The organism is Streptomyces sp. NPDC001093 (genome assembly GCF_040298985.1).
Taxonomy (GTDB): domain Bacteria; phylum Actinomycetota; class Actinomycetes; order Streptomycetales; family Streptomycetaceae; genus Streptomyces.
In genome coordinates this window covers 16,768-40,126 of the sequence record NZ_JBEPBF010000093.1, presented here as the reverse complement: position 1 = coordinate 40,126, position 23,359 = coordinate 16,768, and the positions used below count along the sequence as shown (strand labels likewise).

Here is a 23,359-nt window from a genome sequence, read left to right as displayed (position 1 = left end):
AAACGCCCGGTTACATTCCGAACCCGGAAGCTAAGCCTCACAGCGCCGATGGTACTGCAGGGGGGACCCTGTGGGAGAGTAGGACACCGCCGAACTCCTTTTACAACTCCGGCTCTTGGGCACTGCCCAGGGGCCGGAGCTTTTTTACGTTGAGGTAGGGTCGGGGGGCATCGTTGGCTCGTTTCGCACAGGAGGCCCCCGGGTGGAGGTCCAGGAGACCCGTGTCCAGACGGACCGGGTCCTCACCATCCCCAACATCCTCAGCATGGCACGGCTCGTCGGCGTACCCCTCTTCCTGTGGCTGATCCTCAGGCCCGAGTTCGGGGGTCCCAAGAGCGACGGCTGGGCTCTCCTCGTGCTGGCCTTCAGCGGGATCAGTGACTATCTCGACGGCAAGCTCGCACGGCGCTGGAATCAGATCAGCAGTCTCGGCCGGCTTCTTGATCCCGCTGCCGACCGGCTCTATGTTCTTTCCACGCTGGTCGGTCTCACCTGGCGGGAGATCCTGCCGCTGTGGCTGACCGCCCTCCTGCTCGCGAGGGAGCTGATGCTCCTGGTGATGGTGGGTATCCTCCGCCGGCACGGCTATCCACCGCCGCAGGTGAACTTCCTCGGGAAAGCCGCCACGTTCAACCTGATGTACGCCTTCCCGCTCCTGCTCCTCAGCGACGGACACGGTTGGATCGCGTCACTCGCCGCTGTTTTCGGATGGGCGTTCGCCGGGTGGGGTACAACGCTCTACTGGTGGGCAGGAGTGCTCTACGTGGTACAGGTCCGCCGTTTGGTTCGTGCGGACGCCATGGCCGATTGAGCTCGGCGATTGTCCGGACGTTACGCCACGATGGCCCGCGGTGGAAAAGTGCGGGACAATCTGGACGGGTGAAGTCGGCTAGACCGTCGTCTCTTGGAGGAGGACGCTTCCGACATGAAGGCCGTCGTGATGGCCGGGGGCGAAGGCACCCGCCTGCGCCCCATGACCTCTAGCATGCCCAAGCCGCTCCTGCCCGTGGCCAACCGCCCGATCATGGAGCACGTGCTCCGGCTGCTCAAAAGGCACGGGCTCACCGAGACCGTTGTCACCGTCCAGTTCCTGGCATCGCTCGTCAAGAACTACTTCGGCGACGGCGAAGAGCTCGGAATGGAGCTCACTTATGCCAATGAGGAGAAGCCACTCGGTACCGCCGGAAGCGTCAAGAACGCCGAAGAGGCGTTGAAGGACGATGCTTTCCTCGTCATCTCCGGCGATGCCCTGACCGACTTCGACCTCACGGAGCTGATCAATTTCCACAAGGAGAAGGGCGCGCTGGTCACGGTCTGTCTGACCCGGGTGCCCAATCCGCTGGAGTTCGGCATCACCATCGTCGACGAGGAAGGGAAGGTCGAGCGTTTCCTGGAGAAGCCGACCTGGGGGCAGGTCTTCTCCGACACGGTCAACACGGGCATCTATGTCATGGAGCCCGAGGTCTTCAACTACGTGGAACCCGATGTTCCGGTCGACTGGTCCGGTGACGTCTTCCCGCAGCTGATGAAGGAAGGCAAGCCGATCTACGGCTTTGTGGCCGAGGGCTACTGGGAGGACGTCGGCACCCACGAGAGCTATGTGAAGGCCCAGGCCGACGTTCTCGAGGGCAAGGTCAACGTCGACATCGACGGCTTCGAGATCTCTGCCGGTGTATGGGTGGCGGAGGGTGCCGAGGTGCACCCCGATGCCGTACTGCGCGGGCCGCTGTACATCGGCGACTACGCGAAGGTCGAGGCCGGCGCGGAGATCCGGGAGCACACGGTCGTCGGCTCGAACGTCGTCGTCAAGAGCGGCGCCTTTCTGCACAAGGCCGTCGTGCACGACAACGTGTACGTCGGACAGCACAGCAATCTGCGCGGCTGCGTCGTCGGCAAGAACACCGACATCATGCGCGCCGCGCGGATCGAGGACGGCGCGGTCATCGGTGACGAGTGCCTGATCGGTGAGGAATCGATCGTTCAGGGCAACGTCCGGGTCTACCCGTTCAAGACCATCGAGGCCGGCGCCTTCGTCAACACGTCCGTCATCTGGGAGTCGAGGGGGCAGGCTCATCTGTTCGGCGCCCGCGGTGTGTCCGGCATCCTGAACGTGGAGATCACGCCGGAACTCGCCGTGCGGCTGGCCGGCGCCTACGCCACGACCCTCAAGAAGGGCTCCACGGTCACGACGGCCCGCGACCACTCGCGGGGCGCCCGTGCGCTCAAGCGGGCGGTCATCTCCGCCTTGCAGGCCAGCGCCATCGACGTACGTGACCTGGAGAACGTACCGCTGCCCGTGGCCCGGCAGCAGACCGCGCGCGGCAGTGCCGGCGGCATCATGATCCGGACCTCCCCGGGCGTGCCGGACTCGGTCGACATCATGTTCTTCGACGGCAACGGCGCCGACCTGTCGCAGGGCAGCCAGCGCAAGCTGGACCGGGTGTTCGCGCGGCAGGAGTACCGGCGGGCGTTCCCCGGTGAGATCGGCGACCTGTACTTCCCGGCGAGCGTCTTCGACTCGTACACCGGATCGCTGCTGCGGAACGTCGACACGAACGGGATCGCCGAGTCCGGCCTGAAGGTCGTCGTCGACGCCTCCAACGGCAGCGCCGGGCTGGTGCTGCCCAGCCTGCTCGGCAAGCTCGGCGTGGACTCCCTGACCATCAACCCCGGTCTGGACGAGTCCCGCCCCACGGAGACGGCCGAGATGCGGCGTAAGGGCCTGGTGCGGCTGGGCGAGATAGTGGCGTCCTCGGGGGCCGCGTTCGGTGTCCGGTTCGACCCCGTCGGTGAGCGGCTGTCGCTCGTGGACGAGAAGGGCCGGATCATCGAGGACGACCGGGCGCTGCTCGTGATGCTGGACCTGGTGGCCGCGGAGCGGCGCAGCGGCCGGGTGGCGCTGCCGGTGACCACGACCCGGATCGCCGAGCAGGTGGCCGCCTACCACGGCACCCAGGTCGAGTGGACCACCACCTCGCCCGACGACCTCACGCGCGTCGGCGGCGAGGAGGGCACGATCTTCGGCGGTGACGGCAAGGGCGGCTTCATCGTGCCCGAGTTCAGCAGCGTCTACGACGGCACGGCGGCCTTCGTACGGCTGATCGGGCTGGTGGCGCGCACCCAGCTCACGCTGAGCCAGATCGACGCGCGGATCCCGCGGGCGCACGTCCTCAAGCGGGACCTGGCCACGCCGTGGGCCGTGAAGGGGCTGGTCATGCGGCGGGTGGTCGAGGCTGCAGGGGATCGCTTTGTCGACACGACGGACGGTGTGCGGGTCGTGGAGACGGACGGGCGCTGGGTGATGGTACTGCCCGACCCGGCCGAGGCCGTCACCCATCTGTGGGCCGAGGGGCCGGACGACGCCTCGGCGCAGGCCCTGCTGGACGAGTGGTCGGCCGTCGTGGACAGCGCCGGGCGGTAAGGGGAGAGAGACCGGAACACAGACCGCCCGACGGCAAAACCCACGCACACGCGCGTGCCGGACAGGTGTCCCCCGAGGGGGCCTGTCCGGCACGCCGGTGGGGCCATTCGGAGGTACTCCTCGCGACATGCGACGATGTGCGGCATGCCGCAGCAACCCCCCGTTCGGAGCAGCCCCACGCGGCCGCAGCGTCCGGACGCCTCCATGTCGTTGATCACCAACGTCATGGACCACAGCCTCGACGACGGGTACGCCGAGGCCGCCGCCCGCAGGAAGTCCCAGGGCGAGGGCGGCCTGCCCAGGACCCTCCGGGCGAAGCTCGGCCTCGCGGCCGGCCTCGTCCTCGCGGCGCTGGTCGTGACCGTCGGGGCGGCACAGACGCAGGCGGCGGCGCCCGTCGTCGCCAAGGAGCGGCAGGAGCTGATCGACCGCATCGACAGCGAGACCGCCAACGCGGACAAGCTGGAGGGCGCGGTCGACAAGCTCCGGGACGACGTCAGCGCGCGCCAGCGGGCGGCGCTGAGGTCGAGCGGCGGCAGCGCACAGGCCGACCTGGTGGACGTGCTGTCGGGGGCCACGGCGGTCCATGGCCCGGGCGTCGAGCTGGTCGTGAACGACGCCAAGGAGGCCAGCACCGGCGGTGACGGCACCAACCCGCGGGAGACCTCCGGGTTCTCCGACACCGGCCGGGTGCGCGACCGGGACATGCAGCGCGTGGTGAACGGGCTGTGGGAGTCCGGCGCCGAGGCCATCTCCATCAACGGGCAGCGGCTGACCGCCCTGTCCGCGATCAGGGCCGCGGGGGACGCGATACTGGTCGACAACAGGCCGCTGGTGCCGCCGTACACGGTGCTGGCGGTGGGGAACGGGGATCGGTTGAACACCGATTTCCGCAACAGTGAGGACGGCCTGTATCTGCACGCCCTGGAGCAGAACTTCGGCATCCGCACCACCATCTCCACGGCGGGCGACCTGCGGTTGCCCGCCGCACCGAGTGTGATCGTACGCACAGCACAGCCGAGCACCGAGAAGACTGAGAAGGGCACATCGTGATCGCCGTACTGGGCCTCGTCGTGGGAGTCGTGGCCGGCCTGTTGGTCCGGCCCGAGGTTCCGGCGGTCGTCGAGCCTTATCTGCCGATCGCCGTCGTCGCGGCGCTGGACGCCGTGTTCGGCGGTCTGCGGGCCATGCTCGACGGGATCTTCGACGACAAGGTCTTCGTGGTCTCGTTCCTGTCGAACGTGGTCGTCGCCGCACTGATCGTGTTCCTGGGCGACAAGTTGGGCGTGGGCGCGCAGCTGTCCACGGGTGTCGTGGTCGTCCTCGGCATCCGGATCTTCTCCAACGCCGCGGCGATCCGGCGGCACGTGTTCCGGGCGTGACATCGATGAGCGAGCAGAACGAGCGGAACGAGCAGCCGGAGCGGCCGGGCCAGCCGGAGCAGTCGGGCAAGCCGGAGCAGCCGGAGAACAGGCTGCGCAAGGAACTGCCCGAGGAGGTGCCCGCGCGGGCACCGGAGCAGGCGCCGGAGCAGCAGGAGCAGCGGGCGGAGGCGTCGCTGACCGGCCGGGAGCGGCTGGTGAAGGGGCTGTGGCCGCCGCGGGTGACCCGGGCCCAACTCATCGTCGCCCTGCTGCTGTTCGGCCTCGGCTTCGGCCTGGCGGTGCAGGTGGCGTCCAACAGTGACAGCAACAGCGCGCTGCGCGGCGCACGCCAGGAGGATCTTGTTCGCATCCTCGATGAACTGGATTCGCGTACTCAGCGTCTTGAGGACGAGAAGCAGGGACTCGACAAGCAGCGCCAGGAATTGCAGAGCAGCTCCGACCAGGCGGCGGAGGCCCGCAAGCAGACGGCCGAGAAGGAGAAGCAACTCGGCATTCTGGCGGGCACCGTGGCGGCGCAGGGCCCCGGCATCACGATGACGATCGAGGACACGAAGGGGACGGTCAAGGCGGACATGCTGCTCGACGCGATCCAGGAGCTGCGCGCGGCCGGTGCGGAGGCGATCCAGGTGAACGGGGTCCGTGTGGTCGCGGGCACCTATTTCACGGACTCCGGCAACGGCGTCGGCGTCGACGGGAACAAGATCAACGCCCCCTATCGTTTCCAGGTCATCGGCAAGCCGCAGGACCTGGAGCCGGCGCTGAACATCCCCGGAGGCGTGGTGCAGACACTGGAGAAGGAGCAGGCCACGGTGTCGGTCCAGCAGTCGGACAAGATCGTCGTGGACGCCTTGCGGCAGGCGAAGCGGCCTGACTACGCTCGGTCGTCCTCCCAGTGAACCGGCGGTGCATGGGGGACGTCAGGCAGGGGCATGAGGTTGCGGGGGGTCGGCGCACCGAAGGGGTGGTGCGTGGTGGAAACTGTCTGGTGGATACGGACGTTGTGAGAATGTCCGGCTCGGCCGGTGTAGGCAATCAGGGTTCGTCCTGCCCCACGGGCGGGTCTGTTTCGGTCAAGGGGAATCGCCCGTGAAGTTGTTTGCGAAGTTGTTCCGCAAGAGCGCGCGAGAGGGCAGCGACAACGCGACCGCTCGTCACCGCGCACAGCCTGACGCGGAGGGTCAGCGCCCGCTGTTCAGGGACCAGGTCGCTGGTCCGGGCGGTGACATTTCCGGAGGTCAGGGCGGGGCGTCGGTTGACCCTGCCCAGTCCGGCGGCATAGGTTTCGGCCAACCGTCAACCTCAGGTGCGGGTGGAGGGTTCGCCCCCGGTCCGTACGCGTCCAACGCCCCGGCGGGGCAGCCGCAGGAGGATCCGTCCATGTCGGTCCTGGTGTGTACGAGGTGCGGTAACCGCAACGCGGAGAACGCCCGCTTCTGTTCCAACTGTGGCGCGCCGCTGCGCCCCGGAGTGACCCCGGAGCGTGCCGCCGAGACGACGTCCACGATCTCGATCTCCGGTCTCGAGGCCTACGACGCCGAGGTCACCGGCCAGACGCAGATGCCGATGCTGTCGCCCGAGGCGCAGGCCGCGGTGGACGCACTGCCGGCGGGCTCCGCGCTGCTCGTGGTGCGCCGGGGGCCGAACTCGGGCAGCCGCTTCCTGCTGGACAGCGACCTGACCACGGCCGGCCGTCACCCGCAGAGCGACATCTTCCTGGACGACGTCACGGTCTCGCGCCGGCATGTGGAGTTCCGGCGCTCCCCGGACGGTTCGTTCACCGTGGCCGACGTGGGCAGCCTGAACGGCACGTACGTCAACCGCGAGCGGATCGACCAGGTCGCCCTGTCGAACGGTGACGAGGTGCAGATCGGCAAGTACCGGCTGGTGTTCTACGCGAGCCGGCAGGCCATCTGACCCGCCCCCGGACCGGTGTCCGGGGGGACTCCCAGGGAAGGTCCATGCTTCAAACACCGAGCGGCGGTGCCGGAAGCGGTACCGCCGCCAGGGACAGTGGGCTGATGAGCATCGGCACGGTGCTGAACGAGCTGCGCGACGAATTCCCCGAAGTCACCATCTCCAAGATCCGTTTCCTGGAGTCGGAGGGGCTCATCGAGCCGCAGCGGACCCCTTCGGGGTACCGCAAGTTCAGCGCCGGGGATGTCGAGCGCCTGGCGCATGTGCTGAGGATGCAGCGGGACCACTATCTGCCGCTCAAGGTGATCCGCGAGCACCTGGACGCCATGGAGCGGGGCGAGACGGTCCAGCTGCCCGTCGTGGGCCGTCAGCGCACCGCCGAGGATCTTCCGGGGCCGGTCGCGGCGCCCACGGTGGCCCGGGTGGGCAGGGCCGAGCTGATGGCGGCCGCGGAGGTCGACGAGGGTGACCTGAAGGAGTGGGAGTCGTACGGGCTCATCGCTCCCCTGGAGGACGGGGCGTACGACGCGGAGGCGGTCACCGTGGCCTCGCTCGTCGCCGAACTGGGCCGGTTCGGGATCGAGCCGCGCCACCTTCGGGTGATGAAGGCGGCCGCCGATCGCGAGGCCGGACTGGTCGACCAGGTGGTGGCCCCGCTCAAACGCCACCGCAACCCGCAGACCAGGGCCCATGCCGAGGCCCGTACGAAGGAGCTGGCCGCGCTTACCGTCAAGCTGCACGCGGCACTGGTGAAGACCGCTCTCGGGGTGCGGCTGCCGTGAACGCCGGGGGCCGCGGGCGGCCGGATCGGGCACCTGTTCCCGGCCCGACTACCCAAACGTCCCGGGCACGGCCTAGGGTTGCTGTGTGAACGAGCTCGATGTCGTAGGTGTCCGGGTCGAAATGCCCTCCAACCAACCGATCGTGCTCCTGCGCGAAGTGGGAGGCGACCGTTACCTCCCCATCTGGATCGGGCCGGGGGAGGCGACGGCCATCGCCTTCGCCCAGCAGGGCATGGCCCCCGCCAGGCCGCTGACGCACGACCTGTTCAAGGACGTGCTGGAGGCCGTCGGCCAGGAGCTGACCGAGGTACGCATCACCGATCTGCGGGAAGGTGTCTTCTACGCGGAGCTGGTCTTCGCCAGCGGCGTCGAGGTCAGCGCCCGTCCCTCCGATGCCATAGCGCTGGCCCTGCGTACCGGAACGCCGATCTACGGCAGTGACGCGGTGCTGGACGACGCCGGCATCGCCATTCCGGACGAGCAGGAGGACGAGGTGGAGAAGTTCCGCGAGTTCCTCGACCAGATCTCGCCCGAGGACTTCGGCACCAGCAGCCAGTGAAGGCGAACGGCCGGTGAGCTTCGCAGCCCCGTGCGCGGGCATGTGCCACCGGCCAATGAGAGCGTCCTACGGCCTCCCCCGAAAGCATTCGGCTAGCCTTTCCCCGCGGTGGGGCACGGGAAACCACTCCTAGGGTGATTATCACTCGGCGTGCCGAGTGTGGCGATCGTTGACGCACCCCTGGTGACTGCCTACCGTCGTGAAGGCAGGTCAAGGACGGAGGTCGGCGTGAGAACCAGCGGCGACGGTACGGCTGGGGGTGCCCCCGGACAAGGGTTCGGGGGGAGCGGTCCGTACCCTCCCCCGAGCTCTCAGCTGCGTTCGAAGAGGGGGTACCCCCAACCGAGCAGCGCGGTCGATCACGCTCCGCAGCGGCCGACGGTGGTGCCGAACGGCGGAGGGGCGGCGTCCATGGCATCGGAACAGATCGGTTATCGCGGGCCGACGGCCTGCGCAGCGGCCGGCATCACCTACCGGCAACTGGACTACTGGGCACGCACGGGGCTGGTCGAGCCGAGTGTGCGGCCCGCGTACGGGTCGGGCACGCAGCGGCTGTACAGCTTTCGTGACGTCGTCGTCCTGAAGATCGTCAAGCGGTTCCTGGACACCGGGGTCTCGCTGCAGAACATCCGCACGGCCGTGCAGCACCTCCGGGAACGCGGTTTCCGTGACCTGGAGCGGTTGACCCTGATGAGCGACGGCGCCACGGTCTACGAGTGCACCTCGCCGGACGAGGTCCACGCCCTGCTCCAGGGCGGTCAGGGCATCTTCGGGATCGCCGTCGGCGTGGTGTGGCGGGACGTGGAAAGCGCGCTCTCGCAGCTGCACGGCGAACGCATCGACACGGGCGAGACCCTCGTCGGCCACAACCCCGCGGACGAGCTGGCGCGGCGCCGCAACCGGGCGGTCTGACACCGGCCCCCTCCACGGCGGGGCATTGTCAGTGCCGTGGTGCAGCATCGGAGATGTGAGAAACGCGCCCACGATCCTGCATCTCGACATGGATGCCTTCTACGCCTCGGTGGAGCAGGCATCCAAGCCGAGCCTGCGCGGGAAGGCGGTCGTCGTGGGCGGGCTCGGACCGCGCGGGGTGGTGGCCACCGCGTCGTACGAGGCGCGGGTCTTCGGGGTGCACTCGGCGATGCCCATGGCCCAGGCGCGCCGGCTGGCACCCAACGCCGCGTATCTGGTGCCGCGCTTCACCGTGTACCGGGCGATCAGCGAGCAGGTGATGGCGCTGCTGCGGGAGCTGTCGCCGCTGGTGGAGCCGCTCAGCCTGGACGAGGCCTTCGTGGACCTGGAGGCCGGCGGGACGGCCTGGGACGAGGAATCGGCGCGGCTGGCCGGGACCCGGCTGCGCGCGGACATACGGGCGGTCACCGGGCTGACGGGATCGGTGGGGCTCGCCGCCTCCAAGATGCTCGCCAAGATCGCCTCGGAGCAGGCCAAGCCGGACGGCCTGGTGCTCATCGAGCCGGGGTCCGAGCGGGCGCTGCTGGGGCCGATGCCGGTGCGGACCCTGCCGGGGGTGGGGCCGGCCACGGGGGACCATCTGCGCCGGGCCGGGATCACGACGGTCGAGGAGCTGGCAGAAGCGGGCGAGGACGAGCTGGTCCGGCTGCTCGGCAAGGCGCACGGGCACGCGCTCCACGCCATGGCCCTGGCCCATGACGAGCGGCCCGTGGTGGCCGAGCGTGAGGCGAAGTCGGTGTCGGTCGAGGACACCTACGACGTGGACATCCACGACCGGCTGCGGATCGGCCTGGAGGTGCAGCGGCTCGCCGACCGGTGTGTGGGACGGCTGCGCGGGGCCGGGCTGTCGGGGCGGACGATCGTGCTTAAGGTGCGCAGGTACGACTTCTCGACCCTGACCCGCTCCGAGACGCTCAGAGGGCCCACGGACGATCCGGCGGTCGTGCGGGAGGCGGCCGCGCGGTTGCTGGACTCCGTGGACACCACGGGTGGGGTACGGCTGCTGGGCGTGGGTGTCTCCGGGCTCGCCGACTACACCCAGGAGGACCTGTTCGCGCAGGCGATGCCCTCGCCGGCGGCGGAGACGCCGGAGGAGGCCGGGCCCGAGGTTGCCGTGGAGGGGCCGGAGCCCGTCGAAAGACACTGGCGCGCCGGACAGGACGTAAGGCATGCGGAGTACGGGCACGGGTGGGTGCAGGGGAGTGGGCTGGGTCGGGTCACCGTGCGGTTCGAGACGCCGCAGTCCCCTCCGGGGAGGGTGCGGACGTTCTTCGTCGGTGATTGCGCGCTGGAGCCCGCCGATCCGTTGCCGTTGGTCGCGGAAGGCTCCGATCAGGTTTCCTCCGACCCCGCCAGCTTGCCGAAGTCGTGGTCCGGGGCCGAGGGGCGTGAGACCACGTCCAGGCCGTAGTGGTGGTAGAGCTGGAGTTCCTGTTCGGGGGACAGATGGCGGCCCACGCCGAAGTCCGGGGCGTCCTTGATCAGGGCGCGGTCGAAGGGGACATGGAGGGAGCCTTCGATCAGTTCGCTCGGTTCGAGAGGGACGAAGGCGTCGCGGGAGAACAGGCCGGTGCGTATGGCCGCCCACTCGGGCACGCCGGTCGCGTCGTCGAGGTACACCTCGTCGATGGTCCCGATCTTGGTGCCGGTGCGGTCGAACGCCTTGCGGCCGATCAGGTTGCGCGGATCGATGTCGGTCTGCACGGTCCCTCTCCCTCCACGTGGTCGCAATACATCCGTAAGCACTACGAAAGAGCACATTCAGGGAGGTGGCCACTCGAGGACCCGGCCGTTGACCCCGCTGGTAGGCTGACAGCGGCTGCTGACCCCGTGCGGGAGAGTCCTCCGACCACCTCGGAGGCGCCGAAGGAGCAAATCCTCCCCGGAATCTCTCAGGCTCACGTACCGCACGGACGAGGTCACTCTGGAAAGCAGGGCGGATGTCGACGGCTTCCGCTCTCACCGACGGTGAAAGCCGGCGTCCCACAGGGCGTCCGGTGAAGCTCTCAGGTTGAGATGACAGAGGGGGAGGCCGTCGGGGCACCCGCGCCGTGGTGCCCTTCGAAGGTCGCGTCAGACCAGGAGGCCTCCGCAATGACCGCCCATCGTATTCCGCTCTCGGAGCTCGAAGCGGGCATCCCGTTCGAGCAGCGCCACATCGGGCCCGACCAGGAGGCGCGGGCCAAGATGCTCGCGCAGGTCGGCTACGGCTCCCTCGACGAGCTGACCGCCGCGGCGGTCCCGGATGTGATCAAGAACGCCGACGCCCTCGACCTGCCGGGCGCCCGCACCGAGGCGGAGGTGCTCGCCGAGCTGCGCTCGCTCGCCGACCGCAACCAGGTCCTCGACTCCATGATCGGGCTCGGGTACTACGGCACCTTCACCCCGCCGGTCATCCTGCGCAACGTCATGGAGAACCCGGCCTGGTACACGGCCTACACGCCGTACCAGCCGGAGATCTCCCAGGGGCGTCTCGAGGCCCTGCTGAACTTCCAGACCGTGGTCGCCGAGCTCACCGGGCTGCCCACCTCCGGCGCCTCCCTGCTGGACGAGGGCACCGCGGCCGCCGAGGCCATGGCGCTGTCCCGGCGCATGGGCAGGAACAAGAAGGGCCTGTTCCTGATCGACGCGGACGCGCTGCCGCAGACCATCGCCGTCATCCAGACCCGCGCCGAGCCGACCGGTGTCGAGGTCGTCGTCGCCGACCTCAGCGACGGCATCCCGGCCGACATGGCCGCGCGTGAGATCAACGGCGTGCTGCTCCAGTACCCGGGCGCCTCCGGTGCCGTACGCGACATCAAGCCGGTCATCGACCAGGCACATGAACTCGGCGCGCTCGTCACCGTCGCCGCCGACCTGCTCGCCCTGACCCTGCTGACCTCGCCGGGCGAACTGGGCGCCGACATCGCCGTCGGCACGACCCAGCGCTTCGGTGTGCCGATGGGCTTCGGCGGCCCGCACGCCGGCTACATGGCGGTGCACGAGAAGTTCGCCCGCAGCCTGCCCGGCCGGCTCGTGGGCGTCTCCGTCGACGCGGACGGCAACAAGGCCTACCGGCTCGCGCTGCAGACCCGTGAGCAGCACATCCGCCGGGAGAAGGCGACCAGCAACATCTGCACCGCGCAGGTGCTGCTCGCCGTGATGGCCGGCATGTACGCCGTCTACCACGGGCCGGAGGGGCTCAAGGCCATCGCCCGGCGGACGCACCGGTACGCCACGATCCTCGCCGAGGGCCTGAAGGCCGGCGGCGTCGAGATCGTCCACGGCGCCTACTTCGACACCCTCACCGCGCGCGTGCCCGGCAAGGCCGCCGAGGTCGCCGCCGCCGCCCGGGAGAACGGCGTCAACCTCCACCTCGCCGACGCCGACCACGTCTCGATCGCCTGCGACGAGACCACCAAGCGGGCCCAGCTGGAGGCCGTCTGGTCCGCCTTCGGCGTCAAGGGCGACATCGAGGCGCTGGACGCGACCGCCGAGGACACCCTCCCCGAGGCGCTGCTGCGCACCGACGCGTACCTCACCCACCCGGTCTTCCACCAGCACCGCTCCGAGACCGCGATGCTGCGCTACCTGCGCAGGCTGGCCGACCGTGACTACGCGCTCGACCGCGGCATGATCCCGCTGGGCTCCTGCACCATGAAGCTCAACGCGACCACCGAGATGGAGCCGGTCACCTGGCCGGAGTTCGGTCAGCTGCACCCCTTCGTGCCCGCCGAGCAGGCCGAGGGTTACCTCACGCTCATCCGTGAGCTGGAGGAACGTCTCGCCGAGGTCACCGGCTACGACAAGGTCTCCCTGCAGCCGAACGCCGGCTCCCAGGGCGAGCTGGCCGGTCTGCTCGCCGTCCGCGGCTACCACCGCGCCAACGGCGACGAGCAGCGCACCGTCTGCCTGATCCCGTCCTCCGCGCACGGCACCAACGCGGCCAGCGCCGTGATGGCGGGCATGAAGGTCGTCGTCGTCAAGACCGCCGAGGACGGCGAGATCGACGTCGCCGACCTGCGCGCCAAGATCGAGCAGTACCGCGAAGAGCTGGCGGTGCTGATGATCACGTACCCGTCCACGCACGGCGTGTTCGAGGAGCACGTCGCCGACATCTGCGCCCAGGTGCACGAGGCCGGCGGCCAGGTGTACGTCGACGGCGCGAACCTGAACGCCCTGGTCGGCCTGGCCAAGCCGGGCCACTTCGGCGGTGACGTCTCGCACCTGAACCTGCACAAGACCTTCTGCATCCCGCACGGCGGCGGTGGCCCCGGCGTCGGCCCGGTCGCGGTCCGCTCGCACCTGGCGCCGTACCTGCCGAACCACCCGATGCAGCCGGCCGCGGGCCCGGAGACGGGCGTCGGCCCGATCTCGGCCGCTCCCTGGGGCTCGGCGGGCATCCTGCCCATCTCCTGGGCGTATGTCCGCCTCATGGGCGGCGAGGGCCTCAAGCGGGCCACGCAGGTGGCCGTGCTCTCGGCGAACTACGTCGCCAAGCGCCTGGAGCCGCACTACCCGGTGCTCTACACCGGCCCCGGCAACCTGGTCGCGCACGAGTGCATCATCGACCTGCGCCCGCTGACCAAGGCCACCGGCGTCAGCGTGGACGACGTGGCCAAGCGCCTGATCGACTACGGCTTCCACGCGCCGACCATGTCCTTCCCGGTGGCCGGCACGCTGATGATCGAGCCGACCGAGTCGGAGGACCTCACCGAGCTGGACCGGTTCTGCGACGCGATGATCGCCATCCGCGCGGAGATCGAGAAGGCAGGCGCCGGCGAGTGGCCGGCGGAGGACAACCCGCTGCGCAACGCCCCGCACACCGCCGCCGCGCTCGGCGGTGAGTGGAAGCACGCCTACAGCCGCGAGGAGGCCGTCTTCCCCGCCGGTGTCTCGGCCGCCGACAAGTACTGGCCGCCGGTACGCCGTATCGACCAGGCCTTCGGTGACCGCAACCTGGTGTGCTCCTGCCCGCCGCTGGACGCGTACGAGGACTGAGCAGGTCGTGCCGCAGGGCCCCGTCCGGTCTCCGGGCGGGGCCCTCGGCGTGTCATGCCGTCGCCAGGGACACCTCGGTCGCCTTGATCAGGGCGACCACGTCGGAGCCCACGAAGAGGCCGAGGTCGGTGACCGCCTCCTTGGTGATCGCCGCGGTCAGTTCGCCGTCGTCGACGGAGATCTTCACGGAGGCCATGACGGCGCCGGTGGTGAGGCCGACGATGGTGCCCTGAAGCTGGTTGCGGATCGACAGGCCCTCGACCCGATGGGTGGCCAGGGAGACCTCGGTCGACTTGACAAGAGCGCGGACGGTCGAGCCGGGGGTGAGGGAGAGGTCCTCGGCGGACTCCTTGGTGATGGCCGCCATGAGGTGCTGGCCGCCCTCCAGACGGAGCTTGACGGTGGCCATGGCCTCGCCCGGGTGGACCTCGGTGACGGTGCCGGGGAGCTGGTTGCGGATGCTCAGGGTCATGGGCACTCACGGTAGAACGCCCACCCGCTCAGGCTGGGTATGCGTGTGTCTGCGCCGCTTTGACCGTCGCCCAGACGGCAGCGCCCGGATGCAGATCGAGTTCGGCCGCGGCGACCGTGGTGAGGTCGGCGGCGAGGGGGAGCTCGCCGGTGAGGTCGGCGCGGATCTGGTCGCCGTGTGTCTCGAGCGCGGCCACCTCGCAGCGCCAGTGGTTACGGGCGCTGGCGCCGGTGGGGCGGTCCCGGAACAGGGTGACGGCCGACGGGGGAAAGGCCACGAAGGCCGGACCGGACAGCGCCTCGGTGGTCGTGATCGCCGGGCCCGCGTCGAGTCGTACCGTGTGTCCGTCCGCCTGGCCGCGGTAGAGGTTGAGGCCGACGAGCTGGGCGATGTAGTCGGTGCGCGGATGACGGGCGATGTCGGCGGGGCCGCCCTCCTGGACGACCCGGCCGTGCTCGATGACGACCAGCCGGTCCGCGAGCACCATGGCATCCAGCGGATCGTGCGTGACCAGGACGGCGACCGCCTCGAACTCGGCCAGGTGTCGGCGCAGTTGGGCACGGACCTCCAGGCGGGTACGGGCGTCCAGGGCGGCCAGCGGCTCGTCGAGGAGAAGCAGCCTCGGGCGGGTGGCCAGGGCGCGGGCGAGGGCCACGCGCTGGGCCTGCCCGCCGGACAGGCGGCGCGGCTTGGCTCCCGCGTGGGCGGCGAGGCCCATGCGGTCCAGCCACGCGGAGGCCCGGGCACGGGCCTCCGCCTTGGACGCACCCTGGCAGCGGGGGCCGAAGGCGACGTTGTCCAGGGCGGAGAGGTGGGGGAAGAGCAGGTAGTCCTGGAAGACCACGCCGACCGGGCGGGACTCCGGGGGAGTGTGCTCCAGGGCGGCACCGTCGAGGCGCAGGTGGCCGTCGGAGAGAGGGGTGAGGCCGGCGAGCGCGCGCAGTGCGGTGGTCTTGCCGGCGCCGTTGGGGCCGAGGAGGGCGAGGACCTCTCCGGGGGCGGCGGTGAGGGTTATGTCCAGGCGGAATGCGGTGCGGTCGATGACGAGGTGGGCGTCCAGGCCGTCCGTGTTCGGGGGCGTGTGCGGGTGCGTGGTGGGGTGCCGGCCTTCGACCGGCTCTGGGTTCCCACCCGCACCACTCGTGCGGCTTTCGTCGTCGGGTGCGGGTGGCCCCTGCGGGGCCTGGGCGCCGTCGGCGGCCGTGGGTTGTCCGTGGGTGGGGCGGGTGTTCGTCATGATGCCGTCACCCAACGGTCCCGCAACCCCGCCAGCACCGCGATCGATACCGTCAGCAGGACCAGGCTGAGGCAGATCGCGGCGTCGGGGTCGTTCTGCAGGGCCAGGTAGACCGCGAGGGGCATGGTCTGGGTGCGGCCGGGGAAGTTGCCCGCGAAGGTGATCGTCGCGCCGAACTCGCCGAGCGCACGCGCCCACGCAAGGACCGCGCCCGCCGCGATGCCGGGCGCGATCAGCGGCAGGGTGACCCGGCGGAACGCGGTGAAGCGGGACGCGCCCAGCGTGGTCGCCGCCTCCTCGAAGCGCGGGTCGGCCGCGCGCAGGGTGCCCTCGACGCTGATGACCAGGAACGGCATCGCGACGAACGCCTCCGCGATCACCACCCCGGCGGTGGTGAACGGCAGCGTGATCCCGAACCAGGCGTCCAGCCCCTTGCCGATCACGCCGTTGCGGCCGAGGGCCAGCAGCAGCGCCACACCGCCGACCACCGGCGGCAGCACCAGCGGCAGTGTCACCAGGGCCCGTACGAGGCCCCGGCCGGGGAACTCCGTACGGGCCAGCAGCCAGGCCAGCGGTACGCCCAGCACCAGGCTCACCGCCGTCGCCGCCGTGGCGCTGACCAGCGACAGCTGGAGCGCCTGCCACACCTCGGTGCTGGACAGCTGCTCCGGCAGGCTGCGCCAGGGCGCGCGGATGAGCAGCGCGACCAGCGGCAGCAACAGGAACGCCATTGCCAGCAGGCCCGGCAGCAGCAGCGGCAACGGCACCCCGCGCCGGGCCCCCGTGCCGACGCGGCGGCGCAGCGGCCGGCCCGTGCGGGGGCTGGTCGCTGCGCCGGGCTTGTCGAGCGAGGTCACGGCTTGAGGAACCCCGCACCGCTCAGCACCTTCTGGCCCTCGGCGGACCGCACCAGAGCGATGAACGCCTGGGCGGCAGCGGCGTTCGGCGCGTTCTTCAGCAGGACGATCGGGTAGGCGTTGATCGCCTTGGCGGACTCGGGGAACTCCACGCCCTCCACCTTGCCACCCGCGGACTTCACATCGGTCCTGTAGACGACCGCGGCGTCGGCCTCCTTCAGCTCCACCTTGTTCAGGGCGGACTTGACGTCCTGCTCGTAGGAGACCGGGGTCAGCTTGATGCTGCCGGCGTCCAGGGCCTTCTGCGCGGCGGCGCCGCACGGCACGGTCTTGTCGCACAGCACGACCTTCAGGCCGGACTTGGTGAGGTCCTTCAGGGAGGACACCTTGTCGGGGTTGCCCGGCAGGGTGGCGATCTCCAGCTGGTTGCGGACGAAGGTGGCCGGAGTGCCGGCCGCGTCCTTCTTGACCGTCACGATTGCCATGGTCTTGGGGCTGGCGGCAGCGAAGACGTCCGCCGGGGCACCGCCGGTGATGCTCGCGGCGAGGGTGTCGCTGCCGCCGAAGTTGAAGCTGACCTTGGTGCCCGGGTGCTGCTGCTCGAACTCCTTGCCCAGGGTCGTGAAGCTCTCCTTCAGGGAGGCGGCGGCGAACACGGTGATGTTGCCGGACAGCTTCGGGGAGGCGGAGTCCGACGTGTCCGACTTGGTGCTGGACGAGTTCGAGGACGAGGAGCAGGCGCTGAGTGCCATCAGGGCGGCGGCTCCCGCACCGGCCAGCTGCAGCATTCGCCGGGTCCGGCGCACGGAACGGGTCATCACGGATCTACTCCTCGAGGTTCTGTGGAACGACTGTCGCGCCCTGTCACGGCCGGCGGCACCGGCCGTGCGGCGATGATACTGCCGCATCTGCCAGCTGTAAGTCTCCTGTCGCATCGCATGAGCTGCGAACTTGTGACGTGAAGCTTGCATGTGCGTTTGTACGGCGCTCTGTGGCGGGTACGGTCCTGCGGGAGGTGGTCGCCGATGACGCTCGTGGAAGTCGCCGTGACCGGTGATCTGGCCCGGCCCGCCCGGCTGACCGTGCCGGACCTGCTCCGCTGGCCGCAGCACCGGGTGGACGTCAGCTTCGAGTGCGCGACCAGCGGCATCCAGCACCACCGGTTCGCCGGTCCGCGCCTGTACGACGTCCTCGCCGACGCGGGGCCCGGCTTCGACCCGGCGCGCCGCAAGGACCGGCTGCGCTATCTCATCGTGGTGACCGGCACCGACGGCCACCACGCCATACTGTCCTGGGCCGAGATCGACCCGGACTTCGCGGACGCGCCCGTCCTGCTGGGCGTGCGCATCGACGACACCCCGCTGGACACGGCCGGGCCCCAGCTGGTGCTTCCGCAGGACCGGTGCGGGGCCCGGCACATCAGCGGGATCACGGCGATCCGGGTGGACGGCGGCTACCCCTGTGCCGGTCCGGCGCCCGCCGCACCCGGTCACGCGGCAGCGGCACTTCGGTGAACGAGGAACGCACGGCAGCACTGCTCGAAGAGCGGTGAGAACAGGTACGCCCCGGTCACCGCGTTCAGGCCCATGGCCGGAAGTGAACCAACGGCGGCCGGCCCGGACGACTGGTGCGGAGCACGGAAACCCCGGTGGCCAGGCCCCTGCGGCTGGAGGATCCACCAAGAGGCATTCCACTCCCCAAGGCTTGCATTTACGATGCTTCATCTCGCACTCACCTGGTGGATGCGAGATGCCGGGGGGTTTCGTTCACCGCCCGGCGGCCGTACGAGGAGCCAGCACATGTACGTCGAACACCTCCTGGGGGACGCCTCCCTCGGTCTGCGCCTGCTGTGGGCGGAGGACGCGCTGCTGAGGCGCGAAGTCAGCGGAGTGACCGTCACGGACCTGGAGGACCCGGCCCGGTTCGTGCGGCCGGGCGAGGTGGTGGTCAGTGGACTCGTCTGGTGGACGCCGGAGGCCGGCACCGGCAAGGCGGAGCGGTTCGTCTCGGCGCTGAAGGACGCGGGCGCCGCCGCACTGCTCGCGGGGGAGGAGACCCATGGGAGCGTGCCGGACGACCTGGTCCAGGCGTGCGCACGCCACCGGGTGCCGGTCGCCGGGGTGCCGGCGCACATCATGTTCCGGGCGATCACGGACACCGTGTACCTGCGCCAGTGGGCCGGGCTGAGCCGGCATCACGCGCTGCCGGAGAACGCGCGCGTGCGGCTGAGCCGGCTGCTCGCGCAGGAGGCCGGGCCGGACACCGTCCTCGCAGCGGCCTTCGCCCAGCTCGGCGGGACCGCCGCGTACGTCTTCACCCCGAGCGGGCGGACGGTCGCGGCCACGGCCGGCGCACCCGCCGTGCCGGCGCGGGAGGCGGTCGCGCTCCTCGCGGACGGGCCCGGGCTGACCGCCTCGGTCGACGCCGGCGGGGTGTCGCCGTACGAGCGCTGGCTGCTGTACCTGCCCGGCCCCGACGCGGCCCCGCCGCGCATGCTGCACGAGGTCGCCGCCGTGTTGGCGCACTGTCAGCAGGCCGGCACCCGGCGTCCGTCGGCCGGACCCCGCGCGGCGGACGAACTCGGCGCCCTGCTGGCCGTGCCGGCCGGCCGGGAGGACGGCACGGTGGAGGCGGCCCTGCGCCGGTGCGGACTGCCGGATTCGGGGCCGTACCAGGTCATCGTCGCGGACGCGATGGCACGGCGGTCACCGGAGGGTGAAGTACCGCTCGCCGAGGGCGCGTTGAGGGAGCTGGCCGGGCATCTGCCGGGGGATGCCCGAAGTGCCGGTGCCGGTGCCGTCGGCGGGACGGGGGGCCAGGGCGGTGCGGCCGAGGGGGATGCCGGCGCGGGGACTCCCGTCGTGGCGGCCGCCGTGGGGAGGCTGCCGGACGGGTGCGCCTTCGCGGTGCTGTGCGGTGCGCCGGCCGGCTGGGCGGACGAGGCGTGGCCGCTGGTCGCCGACTGCGTGCCCGGTGTCGTGCTGCACGCCGGTATCGGCATGCCCGCGGCGGCACCGGAGGGGCTGGGCGGCGCGCTGGCGCGGGCCCGCTACGCCCTCACCTCGGCCCGCACCACCGCGCCCGACGCCTCCCGCCTGACCGACGCCGGCTCCCTCACCACCCTCGACGCCCTGCTCACGGGGGTGCCGGCCGACGTGCGTGGCGCCTTCAGCCATGGCGTCCTCGGCCCGTTGCTGGAGGCCGACCGGCCCGCCACCGCCGCCCTGCTGAGCACGCTGGAGACCTTCCTGACCTGCGACGGCTCCTGGGCGCGCACCGCACAGGCGCTGCATCTGCACGTCAACACGGTGCACTACCGGGTGGAGCGCATCGAGCGGCTCACCGGGCGCGACCTGTCCCGGCTGCGGGACCGGCTCGACCTGTGGGCGGCACTGCTGTGCCGGTGACGGCAGGCGTGTGACCGGTCAGACGCGGTCGATGTGCACGTTGGTGGACTTCACGCGCGCGGTGGCCTCCATGCCGACCTCCAGGCCCAGTTCCTCGACGGCTTCCCGGGTCAGCAGCGACACCAGCCGGTGCGGGCCCGCCTGGATCTCCACCTGGGCGGCGACGTCACCGAGCTTGATCGCCGTGACGATGCCGGGGAAGGCGTTGCGGACGGAGGTGTAGGAGGCGTCCTCCTCGCCGCCGCCCGCCTTGGCCAGTTCGACCGAGAACGCGGCGAGATCCCTGCCGTCGATGAGCCGCCGCCCGGACTCGTCGCGATGGGTCGCCACCCGGCCCGCGTCGGCCCAGCGGCGGGCGGTGTCCGGGCTCACGCCGAGCAGCCGTGCCGCCTGGCCGATCGTGTAGGACTGCATGCCGGTCACGATAGGGCCATGTCACGGGAACCGTGGACGTGGGGTTGGCCGTTGGGTATAACGCGATATAGCGTTAGTGCGTGACGACGACCCCTGCGGGGACCTGCTGAATCGGGGTGAGGGTATGGCGGCCGAGCTGCTGCACACGGAGATGCCGACCGGGCTGCGTGCCTCGCACGCGGACCGGGACCGGGCGGTGGACGTCCTGACGGGCGCCGCGGGCGACGGCCGGATCACGGCGGAGGAGCTGGACGAGCGCGTGACGGCCGCGCTCTCCGCGCGCACGCTGGGCGAGCTGGCCGCGCTGACGGCCGACCTGCCGGACGCCGCCGTACCGGCCAAGGACGTCGTGCGGATCGAGCAGCAGGGCGCATCGGCCGTACGGGCGGACGGCTGGGCGGTGCCGCGCCGGATGGAGGTCACGTCCGCCTGGGGGGACGTGACCCTCGACTTCACCGGCGCGGTGATCACCCACGACACCCTCCGCATCGACCTCGACATGCGCGGCGGCACCCTGCGGCTGATCACCCGGCCCGGTGTCGTCGTGGACGCCGACGCGCTGGTGATCGGCTACGGCAAGACCAAGGTGCGGCCCGCCGGCGAGCCCGGGGCGCCGGCCGTGCTCCGCGTGGAGATACACGGCCGGCTCAGCCTGGGGCTTCTGGAGGTGCGGCCGCCCAGGCGCTGGTTCGGCCGCTAGAGCGCCCTCGCCGAGGTCGGGGCGACCTCGGCGAGGCCCAGGTCTGCGCCGCGGTCGGCCCGGGCGCGTCCCGCCGGTCTCAGCCGGTGTGCACCCGCGGCCGGCGTTCCCGGTCCGGCTCCGCCTCGCGCAGCACCTCACGGGTGACCGGGGCGACCTCGCCCTGGCCGAAGAGGAAGAAGCGCAGGAAGTTGGCGAAGGGGTTGCCCTCGGTCCACTCAAAGTAGATGTGCGGGGTGCAGCCCGTCATGTCCCGGGCATGCAGAAGGAGGGCAGCCAGCGCGTTCGAGATGGAGGCGGACTCCAGGGTCAGCACCCGGTAGCGGTCGTGCAGGACCTCGCCGCGCACGGTCAGGCCCGCCTCGAACTCGGAGGGGTCGGTGACCGTGACCTCGACGAAGACGAAGTCCTCCTGCTCGGGCATGTCGTTGTCGGCGCGGATCTGCTCGACCTTGTCCCGGTACTCGGCCTTGTCCCGGTGGCCGGGCTCGTTGGCGATGAACCGCATCTTGCGGCTGGCCATGTCCCGGATGAATCGTTCCGCCATCGGGTCGAGCGTCACGCTGGTCACGCGCAGTTCGAAGGCGCGGGCCAGCCGGGACAGCAGCGAGACCAGGATGATGCCGGCGATGAAGCAGGCACCGATCTTCACACCGTCCGGGCGCTCGATCACGTTCATGACGGTCGTGTACAGGAACACCGCCGAGATCACGCCGAACCCGATGGTCCACTTGCGCTGTCCGGCCTTGCGCGCCGCGATGGTCACCGCGATCGCCGCGGAACTGATGAGCACCAGCACGCCGGTGGCGTAGGCGCCGCCCTGCGCGTCGACGTTGGCGTCGAAGAGCCAGGTGACCAGGAAGGCGATGAGCGTGAAGACGATGACCATCGGGCGCACCGCGCGGGCCCAGTGCGGGGCCATGCCGTAGCGGGGCAGATAGCGCGGCATCAGGTTCAGCAGACCGGCCATGGCGGAGGCACCGGCGAACCACAGGATCGCGATGGTCGAGATGTCGTAGACCGTGCCGAAGGCGCCGCCGAGGTACTCGTGCGCGAGGTACGCGAGCGCGCGTCCGTTGGCCTGGCCGCCGGTCTTGAACTCGCTCTCCGGGATGAGCAGCGTGGTGATGAAGCTGGAGGTGATCAGGAAGGCGCTCATGATCAGCGCGGCCGTGGTGAGCAGCTTCTTCGTGTCCCGGATCCGGCCGGTCGGCTTCTCCTCGGTGTCGTCCGGGTCGCCCTGGACGTGGGGCATGACCGCGACGCCGGTCTCGAACCCGGACAGGCCGAGCGCGAGCTTGGGAAAGACGAGCAGGGCCAGGCCGATCATGACGAAGATGTTGCCGTGCTGTGCGGTCAGCGCGCTGGACCAGTCGGTGATCACATGGCCCGCGGTGATCACGTGGTAGAGGCCGACGATCACGACGACGACGTTCAGCGCGAGGTAGACGCCGACCAGTGCCGTCGCGACGCCGATCGCCTCGAGGAAGCCCTTGAGGAACACCGCGCCCAGCAGCGCCACGAGTATCAGGGTGATCAGCATCTGCTGGCCGTGCAGTGCGCTCGTCAGATGCGGGTTCTCCACCAGGTGGGTGGAGGCGTCGGCGGCCGACAGGGTGATGGTGATCAGGAAGTCGGTGGCGGCGAAGCCGAGCAGGGTGAGCACGAAGAGCTTGCCCTGCCAGAAGGACAGCAGCCGCTCCAGCATCGCGATCGAACCCTCGCCGTGCGGGCTCTCCTCGGCGACCCGGCGGTACACCGGAAGCGCGCCGGCCAGGGTGACGATGACAAGGACGATGGTCGCGATCGGCCCCAGCAGTCCGGCCGCCAGCGCCGCGATGCCCGGCTGGTAGCCGAGGGTCGAGAAGTAGTCGACACCGGTCAGGCACATCACGCGCCACCAGCGCTGGCCCTTGTGCGGGGGTTCGGGCTCGGCGTGGGGCCCGGTGTGGCCGCCGTGCTTGCCCATGTCGGAGAGCCCCTCCAGCATCCAGTTGCGCAAGCGACTGGGAGGGGGGTGCTCGGTCGTGGCCATCAGTGGGCTCCTGTGTGCGGCTCAGCTCTTTTCCGGCCATCAGACGACGGCCGCACCAGCGTAAGCAGAGAGTGACGTCTGGGCCCACGGATCCCGGCTCAGGAGGCGTCAATCTTGCGTTAAGAATGGCGTGGGAGCGGTAAAGCAGCATCAAGAACCGGAGGCCGGAGACGGTCGCCGGAGGCACGGCCGTCAGGCTTGCGCCCGTGCCGTCGGAGCGAGAA

The 23,359-nt window shown here is 70.4% G+C and carries 21 protein-coding genes, 1 rRNA gene and 1 riboswitch; of the genes, 15 read left to right on the top strand and 7 right to left on the bottom strand.

Translation table 11 applies throughout. The annotated features are described in order from the left end of the window. The 11 genes from rrf to ABT288_RS34275 form a co-directional block, all read left to right on the top strand. Nucleotides 1-95 (top strand): 5S ribosomal RNA (rrf, locus tag ABT288_RS34325); the annotation flags it as partial. A gap of 107 nt (nucleotides 96-202) precedes the next feature. Beyond that, a complete protein-coding gene (clsA, locus tag ABT288_RS34320; protein ID WP_076086671.1) occupies nucleotides 203-811 on the top strand; it encodes a cardiolipin synthase ClsA in 609 nt (202 codons plus the stop codon). Between the two features lie 114 nt (nucleotides 812-925). Beyond that, entirely contained in the window at nucleotides 926-3,421 is a 2,496-nt protein-coding gene (locus ABT288_RS34315; protein ID WP_351616297.1) for a sugar phosphate nucleotidyltransferase, read from the top strand. Between the two features lie 144 nt (nucleotides 3,422-3,565). After that, nucleotides 3,566-4,474, top strand: coding sequence for a DUF881 domain-containing protein (locus ABT288_RS34310; RefSeq protein ID WP_351616295.1), 909 nt, complete (start codon nucleotides 3,566-3,568; stop codon nucleotides 4,472-4,474). Further along, nucleotides 4,471-4,803: a small basic family protein gene (locus ABT288_RS34305; RefSeq protein WP_003988855.1), complete on the top strand. Its 333-nt coding sequence runs from the start codon at nucleotides 4,471-4,473 to the stop codon at nucleotides 4,801-4,803. Before ABT288_RS34310 ends, ABT288_RS34305 begins: the two co-directional genes overlap by 4 nt. Nucleotides 4,804-4,808: 5 nt before the next feature. After that, nucleotides 4,809-5,702, top strand: coding sequence for a DUF881 domain-containing protein (locus ABT288_RS34300; RefSeq protein ID WP_351616292.1), 894 nt, complete (start codon nucleotides 4,809-4,811; stop codon nucleotides 5,700-5,702). A 190-nt stretch (nucleotides 5,703-5,892) separates the two neighbouring features. Then, the gene (locus ABT288_RS34295; protein WP_351616289.1) at nucleotides 5,893-6,720 is read left to right on the top strand and encodes a zinc-ribbon and FHA domain-containing protein; all 828 of its coding nucleotides are present in this window, start codon (nucleotides 5,893-5,895) and stop codon (nucleotides 6,718-6,720) included. A 44-nt stretch (nucleotides 6,721-6,764) separates the two neighbouring features. Continuing rightward, the gene (gene ftsR, locus ABT288_RS34290) at nucleotides 6,765-7,502 is read left to right on the top strand and encodes a transcriptional regulator FtsR (protein WP_351616287.1); all 738 of its coding nucleotides are present in this window, start codon (nucleotides 6,765-6,767) and stop codon (nucleotides 7,500-7,502) included. An 85-nt stretch (nucleotides 7,503-7,587) separates the two neighbouring features. Further along, nucleotides 7,588-8,061 (top strand): bifunctional nuclease family protein, encoded by a 474-nt coding sequence (locus ABT288_RS34285; RefSeq protein ID WP_053666762.1) that lies wholly within the window; start codon nucleotides 7,588-7,590, stop codon nucleotides 8,059-8,061. Nucleotides 8,062-8,289: 228 nt separating this feature from the next. Beyond that, nucleotides 8,290-8,973, top strand: coding sequence for a MerR family transcriptional regulator (locus ABT288_RS34280; RefSeq protein WP_351616284.1), 684 nt, complete (start codon nucleotides 8,290-8,292; stop codon nucleotides 8,971-8,973). A 55-nt stretch (nucleotides 8,974-9,028) separates the two neighbouring features. Next, nucleotides 9,029-10,444: a DNA polymerase IV gene (locus ABT288_RS34275; RefSeq protein ID WP_351616281.1), complete on the top strand. Its 1,416-nt coding sequence runs from the start codon at nucleotides 9,029-9,031 to the stop codon at nucleotides 10,442-10,444. Here ABT288_RS34275 and ABT288_RS34270 read toward each other — a convergent pair. Further along, nucleotides 10,366-10,737 carry a PRC-barrel domain-containing protein gene (locus ABT288_RS34270; protein WP_351616279.1) on the bottom strand — a complete coding sequence of 124 codons (372 nt, stop codon included), beginning with the start codon at nucleotides 10,735-10,737 and terminating at the stop codon, nucleotides 10,366-10,368. The genes ABT288_RS34275 and ABT288_RS34270 overlap by 79 nt on opposite strands. A gap of 119 nt (nucleotides 10,738-10,856) precedes the next feature. Next, nucleotides 10,857-10,951, top strand: a riboswitch (glycine riboswitch). Nucleotides 10,952-11,127: 176 nt separating this feature from the next. On the opposite strand from ABT288_RS34270, the gene gcvP reads away from it, so the two are divergent. After that, nucleotides 11,128-14,013, top strand: a complete 2,886-nt coding sequence (gcvP, locus tag ABT288_RS34265; protein WP_351616276.1) for an aminomethyl-transferring glycine dehydrogenase — start codon at nucleotides 11,128-11,130, stop codon at nucleotides 14,011-14,013. A 52-nt stretch (nucleotides 14,014-14,065) separates the two neighbouring features. Here gcvP and ABT288_RS34260 read toward each other — a convergent pair whose 3' ends face one another. The 4 genes from ABT288_RS34260 to modA are packed head-to-tail and all read right to left on the bottom strand — an operon-like array spanning nucleotide 14,066 to nucleotide 17,397. Further along, on the bottom strand, nucleotides 14,066-14,485 hold the full coding sequence (locus tag ABT288_RS34260; protein WP_351616274.1) for a TOBE domain-containing protein: 420 nt from the start codon (nucleotides 14,483-14,485) through the stop codon (nucleotides 14,066-14,068). A 28-nt stretch (nucleotides 14,486-14,513) separates the two neighbouring features. Beyond that, entirely contained in the window at nucleotides 14,514-15,722 is a 1,209-nt protein-coding gene (locus ABT288_RS34255; protein WP_351616271.1) for an ABC transporter ATP-binding protein, read from the bottom strand. Beyond that, nucleotides 15,719-16,579 carry a molybdate ABC transporter permease subunit gene (gene modB, locus ABT288_RS34250; protein ID WP_351616268.1) on the bottom strand — a complete coding sequence of 287 codons (861 nt, stop codon included), beginning with the start codon at nucleotides 16,577-16,579 and terminating at the stop codon, nucleotides 15,719-15,721. Before modB ends, ABT288_RS34255 begins: the two co-directional genes overlap by 4 nt. Next, nucleotides 16,576-17,397 carry a molybdate ABC transporter substrate-binding protein gene (gene modA / locus ABT288_RS34245; RefSeq protein ID WP_351616265.1) on the bottom strand — a complete coding sequence of 274 codons (822 nt, stop codon included), beginning with the start codon at nucleotides 17,395-17,397 and terminating at the stop codon, nucleotides 16,576-16,578. The genes modB and modA overlap by 4 nt, the downstream gene beginning before the upstream one ends. A 207-nt stretch (nucleotides 17,398-17,604) precedes the next feature. Between modA and ABT288_RS34240 the strand changes: the two genes are divergently transcribed. Together ABT288_RS34240 and ABT288_RS34235 are read left to right on the top strand one after the other, a co-directional pair. Next, nucleotides 17,605-18,093: a molybdopterin-dependent oxidoreductase gene (locus ABT288_RS34240; RefSeq protein ID WP_351616262.1), complete on the top strand. Its 489-nt coding sequence runs from the start codon at nucleotides 17,605-17,607 to the stop codon at nucleotides 18,091-18,093. Nucleotides 18,094-18,378: 285 nt separating this feature from the next. Beyond that, nucleotides 18,379-19,986 (top strand): helix-turn-helix domain-containing protein, encoded by a 1,608-nt coding sequence (locus ABT288_RS34235; RefSeq protein ID WP_351616259.1) that lies wholly within the window; start codon nucleotides 18,379-18,381, stop codon nucleotides 19,984-19,986. 18 nt (nucleotides 19,987-20,004) lie between these two features. On the opposite strand, the gene ABT288_RS34230 is transcribed toward ABT288_RS34235, so the two are convergent. After that, the gene (locus ABT288_RS34230) at nucleotides 20,005-20,400 is read right to left on the bottom strand and encodes a TOBE domain-containing protein (RefSeq protein ID WP_031174036.1); all 396 of its coding nucleotides are present in this window, start codon (nucleotides 20,398-20,400) and stop codon (nucleotides 20,005-20,007) included. Nucleotides 20,401-20,524: 124 nt separating this feature from the next. On the opposite strand from ABT288_RS34230, the gene ABT288_RS34225 reads away from it, so the two are divergent. After that, entirely contained in the window at nucleotides 20,525-21,100 is a 576-nt protein-coding gene (locus ABT288_RS34225) for a DUF1707 SHOCT-like domain-containing protein (RefSeq protein ID WP_351616256.1), read from the top strand. Nucleotides 21,101-21,179: 79 nt separating this feature from the next. Here the strand turns inward: ABT288_RS34225 and ABT288_RS34220 are convergent, their stop codons facing one another. After that, a complete protein-coding gene (locus tag ABT288_RS34220) occupies nucleotides 21,180-23,135 on the bottom strand; it encodes an APC family permease (RefSeq protein WP_351616253.1) in 1,956 nt (651 codons plus the stop codon). Between the last annotated feature and the right edge of the window lie 224 nt (nucleotides 23,136-23,359).